Source organism: Nesterenkonia salmonea (assembly GCF_005771525.1).
Lineage (GTDB): Bacteria > Actinomycetota > Actinomycetes > Actinomycetales > Micrococcaceae > Nesterenkonia > Nesterenkonia salmonea.
Window position 1 is genome coordinate 39993 of record NZ_VAVZ01000021.1, and the last position, 17058, is coordinate 57050.

The window sequence follows — 17058 nt, forward strand, 5'->3', positions numbered from 1 at the left end:
TGCATAATACTGAAAATATCTTCAACAAAATGAACGATAGAGGGGAAACACCATGACGAAGGTGCCGAAGTCCGCCGTAGCAAGCCTCGCACTACTAAGCCTGGCAGCATGCAGCACAGGTGAAAGCGTTGACCTGGACGGGTCTGCGGATGAAGTCGACAGTGCCGTTCTCAGGGCGGCAATCGGGGGAGAACCTGATCAGTTGGATCCTCACCGCACATCCGCGTATTTCTCTTTCCAGGTCCTAGAGAATATCTTCGACACACTCGTTGAACCTGACGAGAACCTCGAGATGCAGCCCGCATTGGCCGAGTCTTGGGAGCTCAGTGACGATCAGCTCACATGGACCTTCCACCTACGCGACGACGTGAGTTTTCACGATGGCTCAGACTTTATGAGTGATGACGTGGTCTACTCATACGAGCGAATCATCAATGAAGAGCTGGCCAATGCCTGGAGATTCGACGCTGTCGAATCCGTCGAAGCACTTGATGACTATACGGTCGAGATCACAGTGTCGGCGCCCACGCCAAACCTTCTTTCGAATCTCGGCGGCTTCAAGGGAATGGCGATCGTCAGTGAAGAAAATGTTGAATCAGGCGACATTTCGAGTAACCCGGTGGGTACGGGGCCGTTTTTGTTGTCTTCCTACACCTCCGGAGACCAAATCGCCTTGGAAGCAAACCCGGACCACTGGAGTGGAAGCCCAGAACTCGCCGGTGTGGAATTCAGCTTCATTTCTGAGCCCTCCACCGCCATGGCAGCGCTCACTAGTGGGGAGGTTGACTGGACAGACAACATTCCGCCCCAACAGGTGGAGGACCTTGTGGACTCAGACTCCTTGGAAGTGGAAGTCATCCCCTCGAACGATTATTGGTATCTGGCCATGAACATCAACGAGGAGCCATGGGACGATGCTCGCGTCCGCCAGGCTATTGCGTATGCGGTCGATCGTGAGGCCATTATTCAGGCAGTCAGCTACGGCACGGCCCAGGAGAATCAGCTTGCCGTACCCGAGGAGAGCATCTGGTACACCGAATACGATCAGTATGCTAACGACCCTGACGAAGCTGAACGGCTCTTGGACGAAGCCGGCTTCTCCGGCGGAAGCATCGAGTTCCTCGCGACCAATGAGTACCCGGAGACGGTGACAGCCGCGCAAATTATCGCCGACAATCTTGAGCCACTGGGCTTCGACGTCTCGATCAGCCAGCCTGACTTCTCTACGTGGCTAGATGAGCAGAATTCGGGCAACTTCGACATGTTGATGATGGGGTGGCTGGGCAACATAGATCCCGATGACTTCTACTACGCGCAGCACCACAGCGATGGAGGCAGCAACGCCCAAGGGTATGTCAACGACGATGTGGATGCCCTGCTCGAAGCTGGCCGAACAGAAACTGACGAATCTAACCGCGCCGACCTATACTCCGAGGCGGCACAGATCATCGCCGATGAGGCCAGCTATGTCTATCTCTACAACCCTGCTGTGATTCAAGGCTGGGTCCCAGAAGTCGGCGCATACCAAGTGCGCTCTGATGCTGCGATCCGCTTCCGTGACACCACATTGGAAGAGTAGGCCTGATGAGAATGTCGCCTCGAGCCGTTACACGGTTCTTGGGAATGCGGTTGATCCATTCCGCAGTGGTGCTCTTCGGCGTGATGGTGGTGACCTTCGCGCTCATCCAGCTTGTGCCAGGAGATCCGGTGAGACTTGCCTTGGGAACCAGATACACCCAAGAATCTTACGATGCCCTGATGGCGGCCTCCGGGCTGGACCGCCCCATGGGCGAACAGTTTTTCGCGTATATCGGCTCCGCCGCCACCGGCGATTTGGGTGTGAGCTTCCGCAGCGGCCAGCCAGTCACGGTGCTCCTGTTTGAGAGGCTACCGGCCACCCTCTCGCTGGCGGGCGCAGGCCTACTGATCGGCTTGCTGATCGCAGTACCGGCCGGGCTGTGGGCAGCCCTCCGTGAGGGCAGACTGGCTGACGGGGTGGTTCGCATCACCAGCCAGTTTGGTGTCTCGATCCCAGATTTCTGGATGGGAATGCTGCTCATTCTGGTGTTCTCCACGGGGCTCGGTTGGCTCCCCTCCAGCGGCTACATCCCCATTAGTGAGAGTCCGGGGGGTTGGCTCAGACAGGTCACGCTCCCTGCCATTACCGTCGGCACTGTCGCTGGAGCCATCCTTACTAGGTATGTGCGGGCGGCCACCCTGGAGGTGGCGAATATGGGATATGTACGCACCGCGAAGTCCAAGGGCTTAGCGCCCTCGGTGGTTACTCTCCGCCATATTGCGCGTAACGCCCTCGTTCCTGTGCTCACTGTTGCCGGTATTCAACTGGCGACCATACTCTCCGGGGTCATCGTCGTCGAAGTGGTGTTCGCTTGGCCCGGTCTGGGCAGACTCGTCTTCGACTCGGTTGCTTCAAGGGATTACCCCATGATCCAGGGTGCGGTGCTACTCATCGCGGTGATGTTCCTACTCATCAATTTCATCGTCGATGTTCTCTACGCTGTCGTTGACCCAAGGATCCGATTGGCATGAAACAGACATCAGAAACCGGTGGAGAGGCTTCCCAGGACCCATCAGGCTCGGCTTCACCCGCCTCGGGGCGTGTAGCGGCCTGGAAGCTCCTCGCAGCGCACCCTGTGACCCTGTTCAGTATCTTTGTCTTGACGTGCATCGTAGTAGTGGCACTGGCTGCCCCTTGGATCGCACCCTACGGAGTCAATCAGACGGATGTCTCCCGTGCCCTGCAACCACCTAGTGCCGCCCACTGGATGGGAACCGATGACCTCGGTCGGGATGTCATGTCGCGAATCATCGCCGCCACCGGGACTTCGATGCAGATTGCTGTGGCGTCCGTCGTTTTCGCTTTCATGGTGGGAGTTCCTATCGGCATCCTTGCCGGATACGTGGGAGGTCTCGTCGATGCTGTGCTGATGCGCGTAGTCGACGTGATGTTCGCTTTTCCCGTCTTGCTCCTTGCGCTGGCCATTGTCGCGATCCTCACTCCCGGCCAACTCACCACCATGATTGCGATAGGCGTAGTGTTCACGCCCATCTTCGCTCGCGTGGCTCGTGCAAGCACGCTATCGGTCCGAGTAGAGCCCTTCGTCCAAGTATCGCGGACCATGGGCACCCCGGGGTGGTGGATCCTGCTGCGCCACATCTTGCCGAACATCACAGGGCCGATTGTGGTCCAGACATCACTTTCTTTGGCTTTCGCCATCCTGTCCGAGGCCGCCCTATCTTTCTTGGGACTCGGCATCCAGCCGCCATACCCCTCGTGGGGAGGCATGCTCTTCGACGCTCAAGGATTCATGTCGCAGGCCTGGTGGATGAGTGTTTTCCCTGGTGCCGCCATCTTCATCGCGGTGTTGGCATTCAACCTGCTGGGAGACGGCCTCCGGGATGTCCTAGACCCCAAACAGAGAACGTTGGCTGAACTGAGGAGGAAACGGTGACTCCAGTCCCCACCAGTGCTCCCGTCCTCCAAGTGGAGGATCTGTCCGTCAGTATCGGACGGACAGAGATCGTCCGAGGCGTTAGCTTCGCCGTCAACCGCGGCTCGACGCTCGGGATTGTCGGTGAATCTGGTTCCGGCAAGTCCATGAGCGTTCTGGCCGCTACCGGACTCCTCGACGCCCCTGGAGCCTCAGTCACAGGTCTCAGTCAGCTTCACGAGGACACGCGGAGCCTCACGCTGACCTCCGCCACCGCGAGGGAACTCCGAAGAGTGCACGGAAACTCTGTGGGCTTCGTATTTCAGGACCCCAGTACGTCCTTGAACCCCTTGCTCACCCTTGAACGCCAGATATCTGAAACTCTGGAAACGCACCGGGGGATGACACGAAGGGCAGCGCGGTCACGGGCGCTAGACCTACTAGAGTCCGTGGGAATCCCAGAGGCTGAATCTCGGCTTGATTCCTACCCGCACCATCTGTCGGGCGGGCAACGCCAACGGGTGATGATTGCCATCGCCCTAGCGTGTGACCCCGCGCTTCTTATCGCTGACGAGCCCACGACAGCCTTGGACGTTACTACCCAAGCCCAGATCATCGATCTAGTCAAAGAGCTGCAAGCCGAAAGAGGCACAGCGGTGGTGTGGATCAGTCACGACTTGGGGGTGATCGGGCAAGTTGCCGAAGAGGTCCTGGTACTGAAGTCAGGCCAAATTGTTGAGCAGGGCCCCACGAGTTCGGTGATGGAACAACCGAAACACACTTATACCCAGCAGCTGCTGTCAGCGCGGCCCACCTTGGGTCGGCACCCTGATTCCGCAGACCCCGACGCTGAGGTCGTCCTTGAGGTGAAGGACCTCAAGGTCGACTTCTCTGTCTCTGCAACGACCGGCCGGAAACGTATCCAGGCAGTCGACGGCGTCTCCTTTTGTGTCAGGCGCGGACAGACACTTGGCATTGTGGGAGAGTCAGGTTCCGGGAAGTCAACAATTGCCAATGTCTTGACCGGATTGGTCAAACCTACTGCGGGAACGGCCGAACTGCAGGGTGCAGATCTGCTCTCGGTTCGGGGGGCCTCCGGACGTTCTTTGCGCCGGAGAGTAGCCATGGTGTTTCAAGATCCGTTCTCATCTCTCGATTCCCGCATGCGCGTCAGTGACTCGATCGGAGAACCTCTGCGGGTCCACCGGCTACCCACAGGAGGTAGCCGAGACGACCGCATTCGTGAATTGCTCCAGCTGGTGGACCTGCCAGAAGAGTTCGCCTCTCGCTTTCCCCACGAGCTCTCTGGCGGGCAGCGGCAGAGAGTGTCCATCGCACGTGCGCTCGCACTGGAACCAGACGTGGTGATTCTGGATGAGTCCACCTCAGCACTGGATGTGTCCATCCAGGCGCATGTCCTTGCCCTCCTGGAAAGACTCCAAATAGAGCTTGGTCTAACCTACGTTTTCATCGCACATGACCTGGCGATAGTGCAGCAAATGAGCCATGACGTACTCGTCATGCGCGGTGGAAAGTCGGTGGAACAGGGCTCGGCCTCTCAGATTTTCTTGGCACCGGAGCAGGAGTACACGAAGATGCTCCTGGCGGCGATACCTCCGGAGAAGCCAGCGGTGGTGCGGCGCTGACGGGGTGCCCCCTACACTGATGCGGTGCCAACTTTTGACGCCGAGCGGTGGGTAGACCGCGGTTATCAGATCATGCCCGGTGCCATCCTTGCCTTCGTGGGCGCTGTGCTGTCCCACCGGTTCCTCGGCGAATGGCTACCGGTCTCCAGTCTGCTGATCGCCATTGTGATCGGCATGCTCATCCGGACCTTCGGCTGGGTTCCCCATTGGGGCGAAGACGGGCTGAAGTGGGCTGCGAAGTTCCCGCTGCGCCTAGGGATCGTGCTGCTGGGCTTGCAATTGGCGCTCGCCGACATTCTGGGCCTGGGGTGGGAAGTTCTCCTCATTGTAGTGCTCACTGTGACAGTGACGTTTATCGGCATTCGCGTCCTGGGCCCGCTGTTCCGCGCCGATCGGACCACCTCGGCATTGGTCGCTACCGGGACCGCGATCTGTGGGGCCTCAGCGGTCGCAGCGGGTGCGGCTGTCTTAGACCGTGGTGATGGGAGAGATCGGCAGAACCGAGACATCGCAGGGCCGACGGCCACGGCACTGGCGGTGGTGACCATTTGGGGAACTGTGGCCATGGTCGCCTTGCCTGCGATGAGTGCTGGGCTGGGGCTGGGGGAGCGGCCTGCAGGAGTGTGGATCGGTGCCAGTGTCCATGAGGTGGGTCAGGTGGTAGCAGCCGGCGGGATCGTGGGGGCGACGGCGCTCACTGTTGCCACCGTGGTGAAGCTCGCCCGGGTGCTGCTGCTGGCCCCGGCAGTGGTGGCGCTGCGCCTAGGCGATACCTCAGGCGCCGCTGACCGAGGAAAACGCCCGCCGATCATGCCCTGGTTTGTGGTCGGTTTCCTGGTGGCCGTTGCGGTGAACTCGGTGGTCGACATCCCTGCCAATAGTGCCGAGTTCCTTGCTCAGATCACCACCATGCTCATCACCTTCGCCATGGTCGGCATAGGCGCTGCGGTCGACCTGCGGAAGATCCTGCGCACCGGGGCGCCAGCGTTGCTGCTGGGCGGGGCAGGTAGTGTCTTGGCGGCAGGGACTGCCCTCGGCGGCGTCGTGCTATTACTCTGACTTCCCGGGCGTGACTAGCGGAGAGCCAGCCGAGTCTGAGTGTGGGACGCGCCCCCGTCACTCTTGATTCTTCGCAGTAGTCGGTCGAGTGCTCTGGTGTCGGCGACACGGATATGCACGAGATAGTCGTACGCTCCTGTGACATGGACGGCGTCCCGGATCTCGGGAATGCGCCTAGCCCACACAAGAAATCCCTCTGACTCGTGCGCCGGGTCGAGACGCACATCTACGAATGCCTCTAGCCCACCTCCCGGAGTACATCTACAATTGCTTCGTCAATGGCGTCCATACAGAACATTCTCCTGGCAAACTGATCAATCACCCAGTCGCTCGGGAGGCCGTGCCGCACAGTTCTTCCATGATCAACTCAGTGGCACTGCTCTCGGGCATCGTTGTTGGCGTGGCTCTGGCAGTACCTCTGGGAGCCATTGGCTTACTCCTCATTCAAGAAGGGGTGGCGCGAGGAATGCGCAGAGGTTTCCCAGCGGCCGCAGCCGTCTCCCTCGTGGACATCATGTACTGTGCTGTTGCCGTAGCGGCAGGGTCGCTCGTCGGGCCGATCATCAGCAACTGGGTACCATGGCCGCAAGTCATTGGCGGGGTGACGCTCATTGCCCTTGGCGTCCTTCGACTTATCGGACGCCCACGCCCGAAGGTATCCTCATCCGACGGTACTGCGGCGCATTCAGGCGCAACGGTTCATCGATTCGTTCTCTTTTTGGGACTTACCGCGATCAACCCGGCAACGGTGGTGTATTTCGCCTCGATCCTCCCGGGTCTGGATCAGATTTCGGCTTCGACGGCGGCTAGAGTCAGCTTTGTTATTGGTGTCGGCCTCGCTTTGGCTGGTTGGCAGACTCTGCTTGTCGCGTTGGGGGCCATCTTGCGTCACAAGGCGGGACCCGCTCTCCAGAAATGGACAGTGGCTGTCGGAAACGGTCTTGTGGTGGTCCTAGGTGCCGTTCTCATCATCCGGTCCCTTTAACGACCAAAGCTCATGCAGCAAGGGTGGGTGTCGCAAGGCGCGGTAGGTGTGGTTGGGTGCCAACCAGCAAGAGCACCGCGTGTCATGGGAACGCCTTGAACCCGATTCGAATATGTGTTCGAATGGCTGCATGCGTTGGGACAGTCAGAGGATCAATGAGGCTGCTGCTCCGGCGCTGCTGCCCATGCAGAACTTGGTGCGAACGGTCCGGACTCCAGAATTCGAAGGTGTCACTTTCCACGAGGTCGCAGCGAAGACCGCACTGAACAAGGTGCCCAAGGCGTCGAACATGCCCTTTGGATGGACGGTGAACCCCACACGTGGATGCCTCCACCAGTGCCGTTACTGCCTGAGTCCCGACACCCTGATATTGATGGCGGACGGCAGAAATAAACGGCTGGACGAGATCCGGGTCGGCGACCGCATTGTGGGAACCTCACTGGGTGACCGTTACCGCTACTACGTGGAAACTGAAGTCCATGCGCTGTGGGCGACTCGAAAGCGTGCTCATCGCATCGTCCTTCAGGATGGAACTGAGCTTGTAGCGAGTGGTGATCACCGGTTCCTGACGGAACGAGGATGGAAGTATGTTGCACCTCCGCGGTCAGGCATGGGCCAGCATCCATACCTGACCACCAACAACTCGCTCATGGGTTTTGGGCTTGGAAGTGCAAGCAGCGCATACCCAAGGCCGCTGAAGAACGCGTCGTACCGACGTGGCTACCTTACGGGCATGATCCGTGGGGACGGCATGCTTATCGACAAAACATACACCCGTCGTAGCAACGGTGCTCCGTATCGCGTGACCATTTTCCGGCTTGCATTGGTCGACGCCGACGGGCTTGCCAGGAGCCAGGCATATTTAGCACAGGAGGGCATCACAACAACACTGAAGCCCTTCTTAGCTGCGACGTCATCCCGCAAGGCGCTCAACATGATTGTGACAAGCAAACGCGACCACTTCAGCCGAATACAGGAACTGATCTCCTGGCCGAGGGTCCCCGATGGCCAATGGGAAAAAGGGTTCCTGGCAGGCGTTTTCGACGCCGAAGGATCACTGTCGGGAAATGTTCTGAGAATTTCGAACTCGGATGAAGAAATTCTCAGTCACGCAGAAGAAGCATTGACGTACTTTGACATGCCGTTCGTGCGGGAAAAGGCCCGTGAGAACGGAGTCGCGACGATCCGACTTACCGGTGGCAGGAGCGGTCACAGAAAGTTCCTTCATGTTGTCGAGCCAGCAATCACCAGAAAACTCGCAATACTGGGAAAAGCAGTGAAGACCTCTTGCGACCTTGGAGTAGCGAAGGTTGAGGACCTTGGCGTTGATGTGCCCATGCTAGACATTTCGACAGGGACCGGCGATTTCATCGCTAACGGAGTTGTCAGCCATAACTGCTTCGCGCGGAAAACGCATGAGTACCTCGATATGGACTCAGGCCAGGACTTCGACACCCAGATCGTGGTCAAGACCAATGTAGCCGAGGTCCTGCGTGCAGAACTGGCCAAGCCCAGCTGGCAGCGCGAACATGTGGCTCTTGGGACCAACACCGATCCCTACCAGCGGGCGGAAGGGCGCTACCGGCTGATGCCCGGGATCATCACAGCACTCGCCGACTCAGGCACCCCGTTCTCCATTCTCACCAAAGGCCCCCTGCTGAAGCGCGACCTCCCCCTGCTCAAAGAAGCCGCTGAGAAGGTGCCCGTCTCCGTGGCGGTCTCACTGGCCATCATGGACACTGAGCTCCAGCAGAAGGTCGAACCAGGAACCCCCGACCCGCGCGCCCGGCTCAACCTGGTCAAAGCCATTGCGGATGCGGGACTGGAATGCAATGTGCTCGCCATGCCCATCCTGCCCTGGCTCACCGACTCCGCTGAGCACCTGGACCTGCTCCACAAAGAACTCGCGCGGGCCGGTGCCGGCTGGGTCACCACAGGAGCGCTGCACCTGCGCCCCGGTGCCCGCGAGTGGTACATGCAATGGCTGAAAGAGGAGTACCCGCTGCTGGTGCCGCGCTATGAGGAGCTCTACCGAGGAGCGCGCGGCGGATTCGCCACCTACGCCTCCGCGGACTACAAGAAGTGGCTCGGCCAACAAGCTGCTTCAGCACGACGACGCCACGGATTCCTCGACCACGCTGAGGCCACCTGGCGCGGACGCACCTCACCTGAGAAACCAACCGCTGACCACGAGTCACAGCTAGTGCCCCTGGACATCCCCACAGGGCCCGCCCAGCCAGCGCTCTTCTAAATGAAGTCCTTCGGGGTGGCCGGACCAGGTTCGTAATTCCCCGCCCCAGAAGAGACGATCAGACCTTCAGCCAGCGCGCATTGGAACACCTCATCCAAACGCTTCTGAATCTTCGGCCCCATCCGCTGATGACCGTACAAGCGGGCCACCGACCGTAGGATGTCATCCTCCGGGGCGCGGAAAGCCCTCCGGAGCACCTGGACCATCACCTGGGACAACTCGTCGTAAGACACCTTCTCCACATGGCGCTCCTCCACCCGGATTGGACCTGATTCATCGGTTCCTGATTCAGCGGTTTCTGAGTCCGTGCCGTCCGGTTCACCCGCCTCCGGGGCTGTTGATTCAGGGTGTGCGGGGGCAGTGAGGGTCTGGTCGGGAGCGTCTTGAGCGTGCTTGGCGGCACTCTCGGCGGCAGAGCGGATACGTTCAACAACAGCCTCTGCATCCCGCAACCACTCGGGCAACCAGATACGCTCCACCTCAGACCAGCCCATGGTGCCGACGAGCACCGACTGCGGAAGCGCATCTCGGTCACCCACCGTGCTGCGCTGAGCCCACTCCGGACCATCCAGAAGCACCGCCACCCACGGCTGGCCCGCCCAACGCACCGCGAAGTCCACATGAAAATCCGACAGTCCAACCCGCGGAATGACCTCAAGGCCGGCCTTCAGCAATCGGTTGTGCACTTGCTCAGCATGACGATCCGCTGCGGCACCTGCTGAATCCTGCGTACCCGTGAGTCGTTCAGTGCCGTCGCGGGCGGCCAGCAGATACTCCTTCAGATCAGCCAAACCCTGAGATGTAGAGTTGCGCAGATCCAGCTCATGAGGCTCGAAAGAGCAGATGATCCGCACCGCTTGACGAGCACGAGTGACGGCCACATTAAGCCTGCGCTCACCACCGGCGGTGGTCATCGACCCCCACTGCAACGGAACCCGGCCATTGGCATCCCGGGAGAACGCCAGGGTGAAGATCACCGCATCGCGCTCATCACCCTGGACGTTCTCCAAGTTCTTCACGAACAGCGGTTCCTCATCACGGGCCAGAGCATCCTGAATGAGCTGTTCCTCGCTGGCCTCCAACATGTCCAGCAGCAGATCACGCTGCTGCACATTGAACGTCACCACGCCGATGCTCTGGTCTGGATCCTCGGTGAGCAGCTCGATGACTTCGGCGACAACCTCCTCAGCCTCCACACGGTTGACCCTGGCGGCACCGCGCCCACCCTCCCACTCGCCATCGACTACGCGCAGCCGCACAGCATCAGAGCCAGAAGCACTAGGTGGCGCAGGGAAAGTCGACAGCCGGTCCTGGTAGTACTGCCTGTTGGAGAACGCAATGAGGGACTCGTCCTTGGACCGGTAGTGCCAGGTGAGCCAAAGTCGGGGGAGTCCTGACTCGTGGGCCTCAGAGAGTATCGAGTCCAGATCCGCAGGAACCAGGGCGTCGTCGTGATCATCCTCGCTCTCAGCATGGGCAAACGTCGAGGTCGGGGGCATCTGTTTGGTATCACCGACGACCACCACGGAACGTCCCCGGCCCATGGCCCCGATAGCCTCCGGCACACGAATCTGTGAAGCCTCATCAAAGACGACCACATCAAAGTCCACTGCATCAGCAGGCAGGAAGCGAGCCACCGAGTCCGGGCTCATCAGCAGACACGGTGCGGCCTCGGTGATGAGGTCGCCGAATCGGTCGAACAGCTGCCTGATGCGCAGTCCGCCCCGCCTCCGGCCGATCTGCTGCTGCAGCTGCGCCACCGCGCCCACATCAGCATTCGGCGCGAATTGGCGGGCCTCGATCAGCTCAGCTGGCAGCTGGGTGCGCAGCATGTGCCGGCGGCGGCCGGTGGCCTCAGTGAACTGTTGGATACGGCGGCCATGGGCGGTCTGATCGAACCGGTGAAGACCCGTGGTGTGCAGCCGTTCATCCAACACAGCCTCAGTGAGCGCCCTGCGCAGTCCCTGCTCGACGTCGCCGGCGGGAATCTGCTCATTCAGGGCGGCCTCGGTCACCGTTTCCAACCCTCGTGAGCGGAGGGCTTCTGCGGCAGCAGCCAGTGCAGACCACCTGCCCAGTTCCAGCAGCACCTCGTCATAGGAATCTGCCCGCCATGCATCAGCGCAGGCTGTCAACGCTGCGGAGAGTGTCGGGTTTGGATGGCCGGTGATGCCGCGCGCCCAGCGCAGGACTGAGCGGTCGTCAGCGGCCAAAAGGTCGAGCAGATGAGACCAAGCGGCAGCGAACCGTTCGTTCTGCCCTGCAGACACATGGAGAAGCTGACCGTTGTTGAACACTTCTTGAGCTAATCGGCGGGCCTCCTCGGCGTGGTCCGAGGAGCGGAAAGCGGCCTCCACGTCCGCCCAGGCCTGCCTCAAAGCAGCCAGCGAACGGAAATGATCCGCCAAGTGATCGGGATCGATCGCGCTGCGCAGGCTGACGTGTTGGCTGATGTCGTCCAGAAGGCGTTCCTTGCGGCGTCGCTTCCCAAACGGCCAGAACCTGTCATCAATCTCCTGGGCCCGCTGAGCCAAATGCTCAGTGTCCAGATCAAGTGCCGAGGCGGTGAAACCCGGGGTCAGCGCCCTGATCCACCCGAGTACGGCCTCAGCTTGTTCGGAGGTGAGCGCCAGGCTGAACAGCTGCGCCGCCGGGGAGTCAGGAACATCGTGGTGGGCATCCAGCAGTTCGGTCACAGCATGGGTGGCCTCCTGTGGGCTCCACTGGTCAGGTGTTACGCGTGCCAGGGCCCAAGGGTGAGAGGTGGGGTTGGTGCCCAGGTCGATCAGGGCACGGTCGGCTGCGGCGGCGTCGTCGTACACGGTGCTCAGATCTCCCAGTGTCCGGGCCGTTTCCCGGTCGATGGAGAGCCCAGCCTGGGGTGCGCCGTCTTCTGCGGAGAGTTCTAGGCTCAGTTGGTGCGCCTGCCATGCGCTCAATTCCGCTGGCCCGGGGGAGTGGAGGCGCTTCGGGTAGTCAGCCAGTTGCTGGGCCGACGAGGTCGCGCGGGATTGGACCGCATCCCACGCCACAGGTTGTGCAGCTGAGACCTCCAATGCCTGACGGATCTGTTCACGCACTGCAGTCAGCGATTGGTTGCGGCCGTGAACATCCAGTGTGAACGGTCCCAGCCCGACATCTTCCAGTCGGCGCTGGACCACATCCAGGGCCGCCTGCTTCTCCGCGACGAACAGCACCTTCTTCCTGCGGTGCACACATTCGGCGATCAGGTTGGTGATGGTCTGGGACTTCCCCGTCCCAGGTGGGCCCTCAAGGATGAAGCTCTTGCCAGCGCTTGCCCACTGCACCGCCTGAATCTGGGAGCCATCAGCCGGCACGGGGAGCCGCATGGTGGTCTCAGCAAGGGGTTCCAGGTCGGGGGTGGCGACGGCGTCGTCATAGGGTTCCCCGGGATGCTCCACCAGGTGCCTGACATGTGGCCGGGTCATGAAGTGCTGCCAGTTCTCACCCATATCCCGCCACAGGTCCAAGGTGGAGAACTGGGCCAGAGCAAGATGCGCAGATTCCTCCACGGTGAAGTGCTCCAGCCGCTCATCCAGCAGAGTGCGGCGGACGTGTTCCAGCGCGGTGTGCACATCGACCCGGCCATCACGCATCGGCGGATTCAGCAGCGACTCAAGCGTCAGGCCCAGCTCAGAGCGGATCTTCTCCACCACGGAGATGTTCGCGACCGTTTCCCTGGTCTCATCCAGGGTGACCCGGAACGGCGTGCTGCCACGTCCCCCGCTCAGGTTCACAGGTACCAGGAACAGTGGGGCGCGGCCGCCACGGTTGCGTCCGCCGCGTGGGCCGGCTTCCTCCCAGGTCAGCAGCCCTGCGGCAATATACAGCGGATTCGCGCCCGTCTCCTCTGCGGTGGTGCGGGCCCGGCGCTGCAGTGAGCGCAGCCGGCGAAGAAACTCAGTGAAACCCAGGACCGCGAAGATACGGTGTTCGTGTTCCAGAATGGTGGTCAGCACCCCGGAGTCCACATCGGCGGCGGTGCGAGCCCCCTGAGCTTTGTGCAGATCGTCGATATCGCCGTGTTCATCCACTGTTAGCCGCATCCCCGAGGCCAGCAGCTCCACCAGAAGGTCCAGGGCGCCTGCCGGAACGTGCAACTCGGCTGAGTACGTTGCTCTCAGCCGCAGCAGCGGGTTGCGGTAACTGAGGTCCAATAGGGAACGCCGCCAGCGTTGAATCCTCAGCGGGGCCTCTGGGCTCCCCGCCTCCTTCGGACGTTCCTCGGTGGGCTGGGCTGGAGTGGATCTCTGGGTCGACGACGCCGGGGCAGTCTTCACGACCTCCACCACTCGGGTGTCGCCCTCCCACCGAATATTCGGCAGGGCAGAGATGCGCCGTTGGGCAGCGTGAACGTCAATGAGGTAGAGGCCCTCGCGTTCATAGCTGGACCACCAGTGCAGGGCGTGGCCGGCGGCGTCGTCGAATGTCATGGTCTGCTCACCACGGCAGAGACCGGTGACCTCAAGCGTTTCGAACATCTGCGAATCAGCGATGGTCGCGATCGCGGCAGGGGAGTCCACCACCGGGGCGGGGAGTCGGTGCGGCTCTGCAAGCCAGCTCAGCAGGGCATGACGCTCGCTGACGGCCACCACGCTGTGGATGCCTGCGCGTTCGATGGCGGCGGCCATCATGGTCACCAGCTCAAGGGTGGTTGCCCGGCCGCGCTCCAGCACATCAGAGGGCGAACCAATGCGGTGCCGGCCGTCCATCAGGCTCTCAGCTGTGCTGATATGACCCAGTTGGAGGGTACTGAGCACATGGTAGATCCCGCGGACGATTTGCCTGACCCGCCCGGGGCCGGAGTGGTATCCGGCAATCTCTGCTGAGCCTGTGAAGTGCTCCAGGGCGGCGGAGGTTTCATCCATAAGCTCGGTGATTGCGGGGTCGTGGGGCCGGATGAAAGCGGCCAAGGATTCGCGGATGCCCTCAGCACCCCACACATCCTCGGGTAGTACCGTGATCGGTGCAGTAGCAGGAGTGGCGCCCGAGGTTTTTTCTTGGGCGTGGAGGTAGGTCTGAGCGGCTGAGTCCAGACTCAGCAGCGCAGGTAAGCTCAGCGGCCAGTGGAGATCCCGGGCCGGGGTGCTGTAGATCTCTCCGGCGGTGAGCGCGGGAACGTGTAGTGTGTGCGGTGCCGCAGCCAGTTCGAGCTCTGGGCCAATGGGGTCGAGGTGGAGCTCGAGGTCCAGCGGCGGTGAATCCTGCGTGCTGGTGTTGGTGATTTCTGCCGCTGAGATCAGCGGCACCTGATTGTGCATCAGGGCATAGTTGAGCGATTCGCGGAGATGGATGACCACGCCGATACGGCCGTCCTGTGCGCTCAGTTCCAGTGTGCCCATGGGCCCATCCTGCCCTGTGTGCAGTGAGCAGGGGTGCCCATGACACGGTGACAGTGCCAGAATAGGTTCATGAGCAGTGTTATCAAGATCAACGCCATCACCGTCCCCGAAGACTCCGGAGATCAACTGGGTGAGCGGTTCGCCGCCCGACGCCACTCCATGGAAGGTACCCCGGGATTCCAGGGATTCGAGCTGCTGCAGCCCACCGATGGGCGCATCTCTTGGTTGGTGCTTACCCGGTGGGACTCGGAGGAAGCCTTCGAGAACTGGCGGAACTCCCAGAGTTTCGGTGCCTCGCATGGTCACAAGGACGGCGAAGCGCCTCAGAAGCCTGTGGGCATGTCCAGCGAACTGTGGAGCTACACGGTGTTCACCACTGGCTAGGTGGCATGGGCAGTACCTGGTAATCTAGATCGGTCAGCGCGACGGCGACGTCGTGAGGACCCCCGCCTCCGTAGCTCAGGGGATAGAGCGTCGGTTTCCGGTACCGAAGGCCAGAGGTTCGAATCCTCTCGGGGGCACCAGTTGGTCCTTGTTCAAACCTGCGACGTTCGCGGTTTGATCTCCACTCTGGTCTCCACCACTCTGCCTGTGGCGCAGCGCGGTGGACTGGACCTCGGGGTTGAACAGGATGTCGAAGGGCTCACCGGCCTCACCCTCCACGGCATCGGCCTCTGTGACGTAGAGCTTGTCGAAGAACGCCTGGTTCGCTGTGCGGCGCAGCGAGTCATCGATGCTGGTGTAGATCGCGTGGCAGTCACCAGCCAGGGCCAGGCAGTCCTCCAAGTGTGCCTGGGCCTGCTCGTACTCCAGGGTGCCGGCCTCGATCTGTGCTTCCAGGAACGCCAGGCGCTTGGCGATCCTCTCCTGCTCAGTCTTCAGCAGCTCCAGCGGCACGGCTCCGGCGTAGTGAGCCTGAAGTAGCTTGGTCCGCTCCGTGATCAGGTCCTCCCGTTCTCGGGTGTAGGCCTCTTGCTGCTGCTTGGTGGTGGCCTGTAACCGGTCGAACTCCGAGGTCACCAGCTCCCGCAGTGCCGTCACGATGTGCTCGGGTATCTGGACCTGCTTGTAGTAGTCCTCGACCGCCCGCTCCACATCCGGGATGTACATGGCCTTCTGCTCGCAGTTGGTGCGCTTGGAGTGCCGCCCGGCGCACATGAAGTAGGGGTAGATCACGCCCTGGCGGTTCTTGGCTTTGGTCATGATCAGCCGGGACCCGCACTGGCCGCAGTACAGGCTGCCTTTGAGGTAGTGGTCATGGACCTGGGTCTTCTCTCCCGAGGCCCGGTGGGAGGACAGCACTGCCTGGACCCGGTACCAAATCTCGGTGGGCACCAGCGGTTCGTGCATGCCTTCATAGACCGCGCCCCGGAAGGATACGTTGCCCTTGTAGTACGGGTTCGACAGCATCCGGTGCACCGCAGAAAGGGAGGGAGCCTTCTTCGGGCGCTTCGGTGTCGGCACGGTGGTCAGGCCACGGTCGATGAGTTCATCACGCAGGCTGGCGGTGGAGTAGTTGCCGCTGGCGTAGGCCTCGAAGGCCCACTTCACGATGGGGGCTCGTTCTGGATCGAGGTCAACGGTGCGCATCTCCCGGCCCAGCTCATCCTTCTTCACCACGTTGAGGTAGCCCATAGGAGCCTTGCCATTGGTGCCTCCGGTGATGGCCTTCTGGCTCATGCCCTTGGAGACTTCATTGGCCAGGTTCCGGGAGTAAAACTCTGCAATCGAGGACATGATGCCGTGCAGCAAAATCCCCGAGGGCGTCTCATCGATGTTCTCTGTGGCAGAGACCAGCAGAACACCGGCTTCCTGCAACGCCAGATGGATAGCGACATCATCAGAGCGGTTCCGCGCCAGACGATCCACCTTGTGCACGATGCAGTAGGCCACCTGATGAGCCTTGATGTACTCGATCATCCGCATCAGCTCAGGCCGGTCGGCCTTACGGGCGGACTCACCGGCATCCACGAACTCTTGGGCGTGACCCCTGAGTAGTGGACACTGCATTGTGTACTATCAGGCGGCAAGATCGAGCATAGGGGCCTGGCCCGCTTCGAAGTCAAGCGGGGATCGATAACTCAATGAGGAGTGCCTCCTACGGGTGTTGTACCGGGTGATCCACCGGAAGACCTCGGCGCGGCACTGGACCTGGGTTTCCCAGCGTTTGGCCCCCTGCAGGGTCTCTCGCTTCAGGGTGGCGTTGAACGATTCCGCCAGCGCATTATCGGCACTTTATCCGGCTAATTGGGGTTCTTTTGGGCTATTGGCCGGTTAATCTTTTCAGCGGCGCAGCCGGCGG

The 17058-nt window shown here is 61.1% G+C and carries 11 protein-coding genes, 1 tRNA gene and 2 pseudogenes; 10 read left to right on the forward strand and 4 right to left on the reverse strand.

The features are described 5' to 3' along the window. The first annotated feature begins 52 nt into the window (after positions 1–52). The 5 genes from FEF26_RS08735 to FEF26_RS08755 are packed head-to-tail and all read left to right on the forward strand — an operon-like array spanning position 53 to position 6157. The gene (locus FEF26_RS08735) at positions 53–1579 is read left to right on the forward strand and encodes an ABC transporter substrate-binding protein (RefSeq protein WP_138253160.1); all 1527 of its coding nucleotides are present in this window, start codon (positions 53–55) and stop codon (positions 1577–1579) included. 5 nt (positions 1580–1584) lie between these two features. Beyond that, positions 1585–2550 (forward strand): ABC transporter permease, encoded by a 966-nt coding sequence (locus tag FEF26_RS08740; protein ID WP_138253161.1) that lies wholly within the window; start codon positions 1585–1587, stop codon positions 2548–2550. Beyond that, on the forward strand, positions 2547–3473 hold the full coding sequence (locus FEF26_RS08745; protein WP_138253162.1) for an ABC transporter permease: 927 nt from the start codon (positions 2547–2549) through the stop codon (positions 3471–3473). The genes FEF26_RS08740 and FEF26_RS08745 overlap by 4 nt, the downstream gene beginning before the upstream one ends. Further along, entirely contained in the window at positions 3470–5098 is a 1629-nt protein-coding gene (locus tag FEF26_RS08750; protein WP_208012879.1) for an ABC transporter ATP-binding protein, read from the forward strand. The genes FEF26_RS08745 and FEF26_RS08750 overlap by 4 nt, the downstream gene beginning before the upstream one ends. 24 nt (positions 5099–5122) lie before the next feature. Next, complete coding sequence (locus tag FEF26_RS08755; protein ID WP_138253163.1) at positions 5123–6157, forward strand: YeiH family protein; 1035 nt, start codon at positions 5123–5125, stop codon at positions 6155–6157. Positions 6158–6171: 14 nt separating this feature from the next. Here the strand turns inward: FEF26_RS08755 and FEF26_RS16385 are convergent, their stop codons facing one another. Continuing rightward, a complete protein-coding gene (locus FEF26_RS16385) occupies positions 6172–6381 on the reverse strand; it encodes an Lrp/AsnC ligand binding domain-containing protein (RefSeq protein WP_138253164.1) in 210 nt (69 codons plus the stop codon). A gap of 134 nt (positions 6382–6515) precedes the next feature. On the opposite strand from FEF26_RS16385, the gene FEF26_RS08765 reads away from it, so the two are divergent. Both FEF26_RS08765 and FEF26_RS15730 read left to right on the forward strand, forming a co-directional pair. Further along, positions 6516–7142, forward strand: coding sequence for a LysE family transporter (locus FEF26_RS08765; protein ID WP_166432975.1), 627 nt, complete (start codon positions 6516–6518; stop codon positions 7140–7142). Between the two features lie 130 nt (positions 7143–7272). Continuing rightward, on the forward strand, positions 7273–9393 hold the full coding sequence (locus tag FEF26_RS15730) for an intein-containing Rv2578c family radical SAM protein (protein WP_208012880.1): 2121 nt from the start codon (positions 7273–7275) through the stop codon (positions 9391–9393). Here the strand turns inward: FEF26_RS15730 and FEF26_RS08780 are convergent. Beyond that, on the reverse strand, positions 9390–14756 hold the full coding sequence (locus FEF26_RS08780; RefSeq protein ID WP_138253166.1) for a DUF4011 domain-containing protein: 5367 nt from the start codon (positions 14754–14756) through the stop codon (positions 9390–9392). The two genes, FEF26_RS15730 and FEF26_RS08780, sit on opposite strands and share 4 nt — an antisense overlap. A gap of 69 nt (positions 14757–14825) precedes the next feature. Between FEF26_RS08780 and FEF26_RS08785 the strand changes: the two genes are divergently transcribed. From FEF26_RS08785 to FEF26_RS16095, 3 genes are all read left to right on the forward strand, one after another. Next, the gene (locus tag FEF26_RS08785; protein ID WP_138253167.1) at positions 14826–15140 is read left to right on the forward strand and encodes an antibiotic biosynthesis monooxygenase family protein; all 315 of its coding nucleotides are present in this window, start codon (positions 14826–14828) and stop codon (positions 15138–15140) included. Positions 15141–15204: 64 nt separating this feature from the next. Continuing rightward, positions 15205–15280, forward strand: a tRNA-Arg gene (locus FEF26_RS08790). Between the two features lie 34 nt (positions 15281–15314). Continuing rightward, positions 15315–15680, forward strand: coding sequence for a hypothetical protein (locus tag FEF26_RS16095; protein WP_243730491.1), 366 nt, complete (start codon positions 15315–15317; stop codon positions 15678–15680). Positions 15681–15884: 204 nt separating this feature from the next. Here FEF26_RS16095 and FEF26_RS16100 read toward each other — a convergent pair. Next, positions 15885–16766: pseudogene (locus FEF26_RS16100) on the reverse strand (recombinase family protein); the annotation flags it as partial. A 9-nt stretch (positions 16767–16775) separates the two neighbouring features. Further along, a pseudogene (locus tag FEF26_RS08800) lies at positions 16776–16991 on the reverse strand (integrase core domain-containing protein); the annotation flags it as partial. Positions 16992–17058: the final 67 nt, after the last annotated feature.

Excerpts from the sequence above, each read along its gene's own strand:
- FEF26_RS08735 (WP_138253160.1), top strand. The coding sequence starts at position 53 with ATGACGAAGGTGCCGAAGTCCGCCGTAGCAAGCCTCGCACTACTAAGC.
- FEF26_RS08740 (WP_138253161.1), top strand. The coding sequence starts at position 1,585 with ATGAGAATGTCGCCTCGAGCCGTTACACGGTTCTTGGGAATGCGGTTG.
- FEF26_RS08745 (WP_138253162.1), top strand. The coding sequence starts at position 2,547 with ATGAAACAGACATCAGAAACCGGTGGAGAGGCTTCCCAGGACCCATCA.
- FEF26_RS08765 (WP_166432975.1), top strand. The coding sequence starts at position 6,516 with ATGATCAACTCAGTGGCACTGCTCTCGGGCATCGTTGTTGGCGTGGCT.
- FEF26_RS15730 (WP_208012880.1), top strand. The coding sequence starts at position 7,273 with ATGCGTTGGGACAGTCAGAGGATCAATGAGGCTGCTGCTCCGGCGCTG.
- FEF26_RS08780 (WP_138253166.1), bottom strand. The coding sequence starts at position 14,756 with ATGGGCACACTGGAACTGAGCGCACAGGACGGCCGTATCGGCGTGGTC.
- FEF26_RS08785 (WP_138253167.1), top strand. The coding sequence starts at position 14,826 with ATGAGCAGTGTTATCAAGATCAACGCCATCACCGTCCCCGAAGACTCC.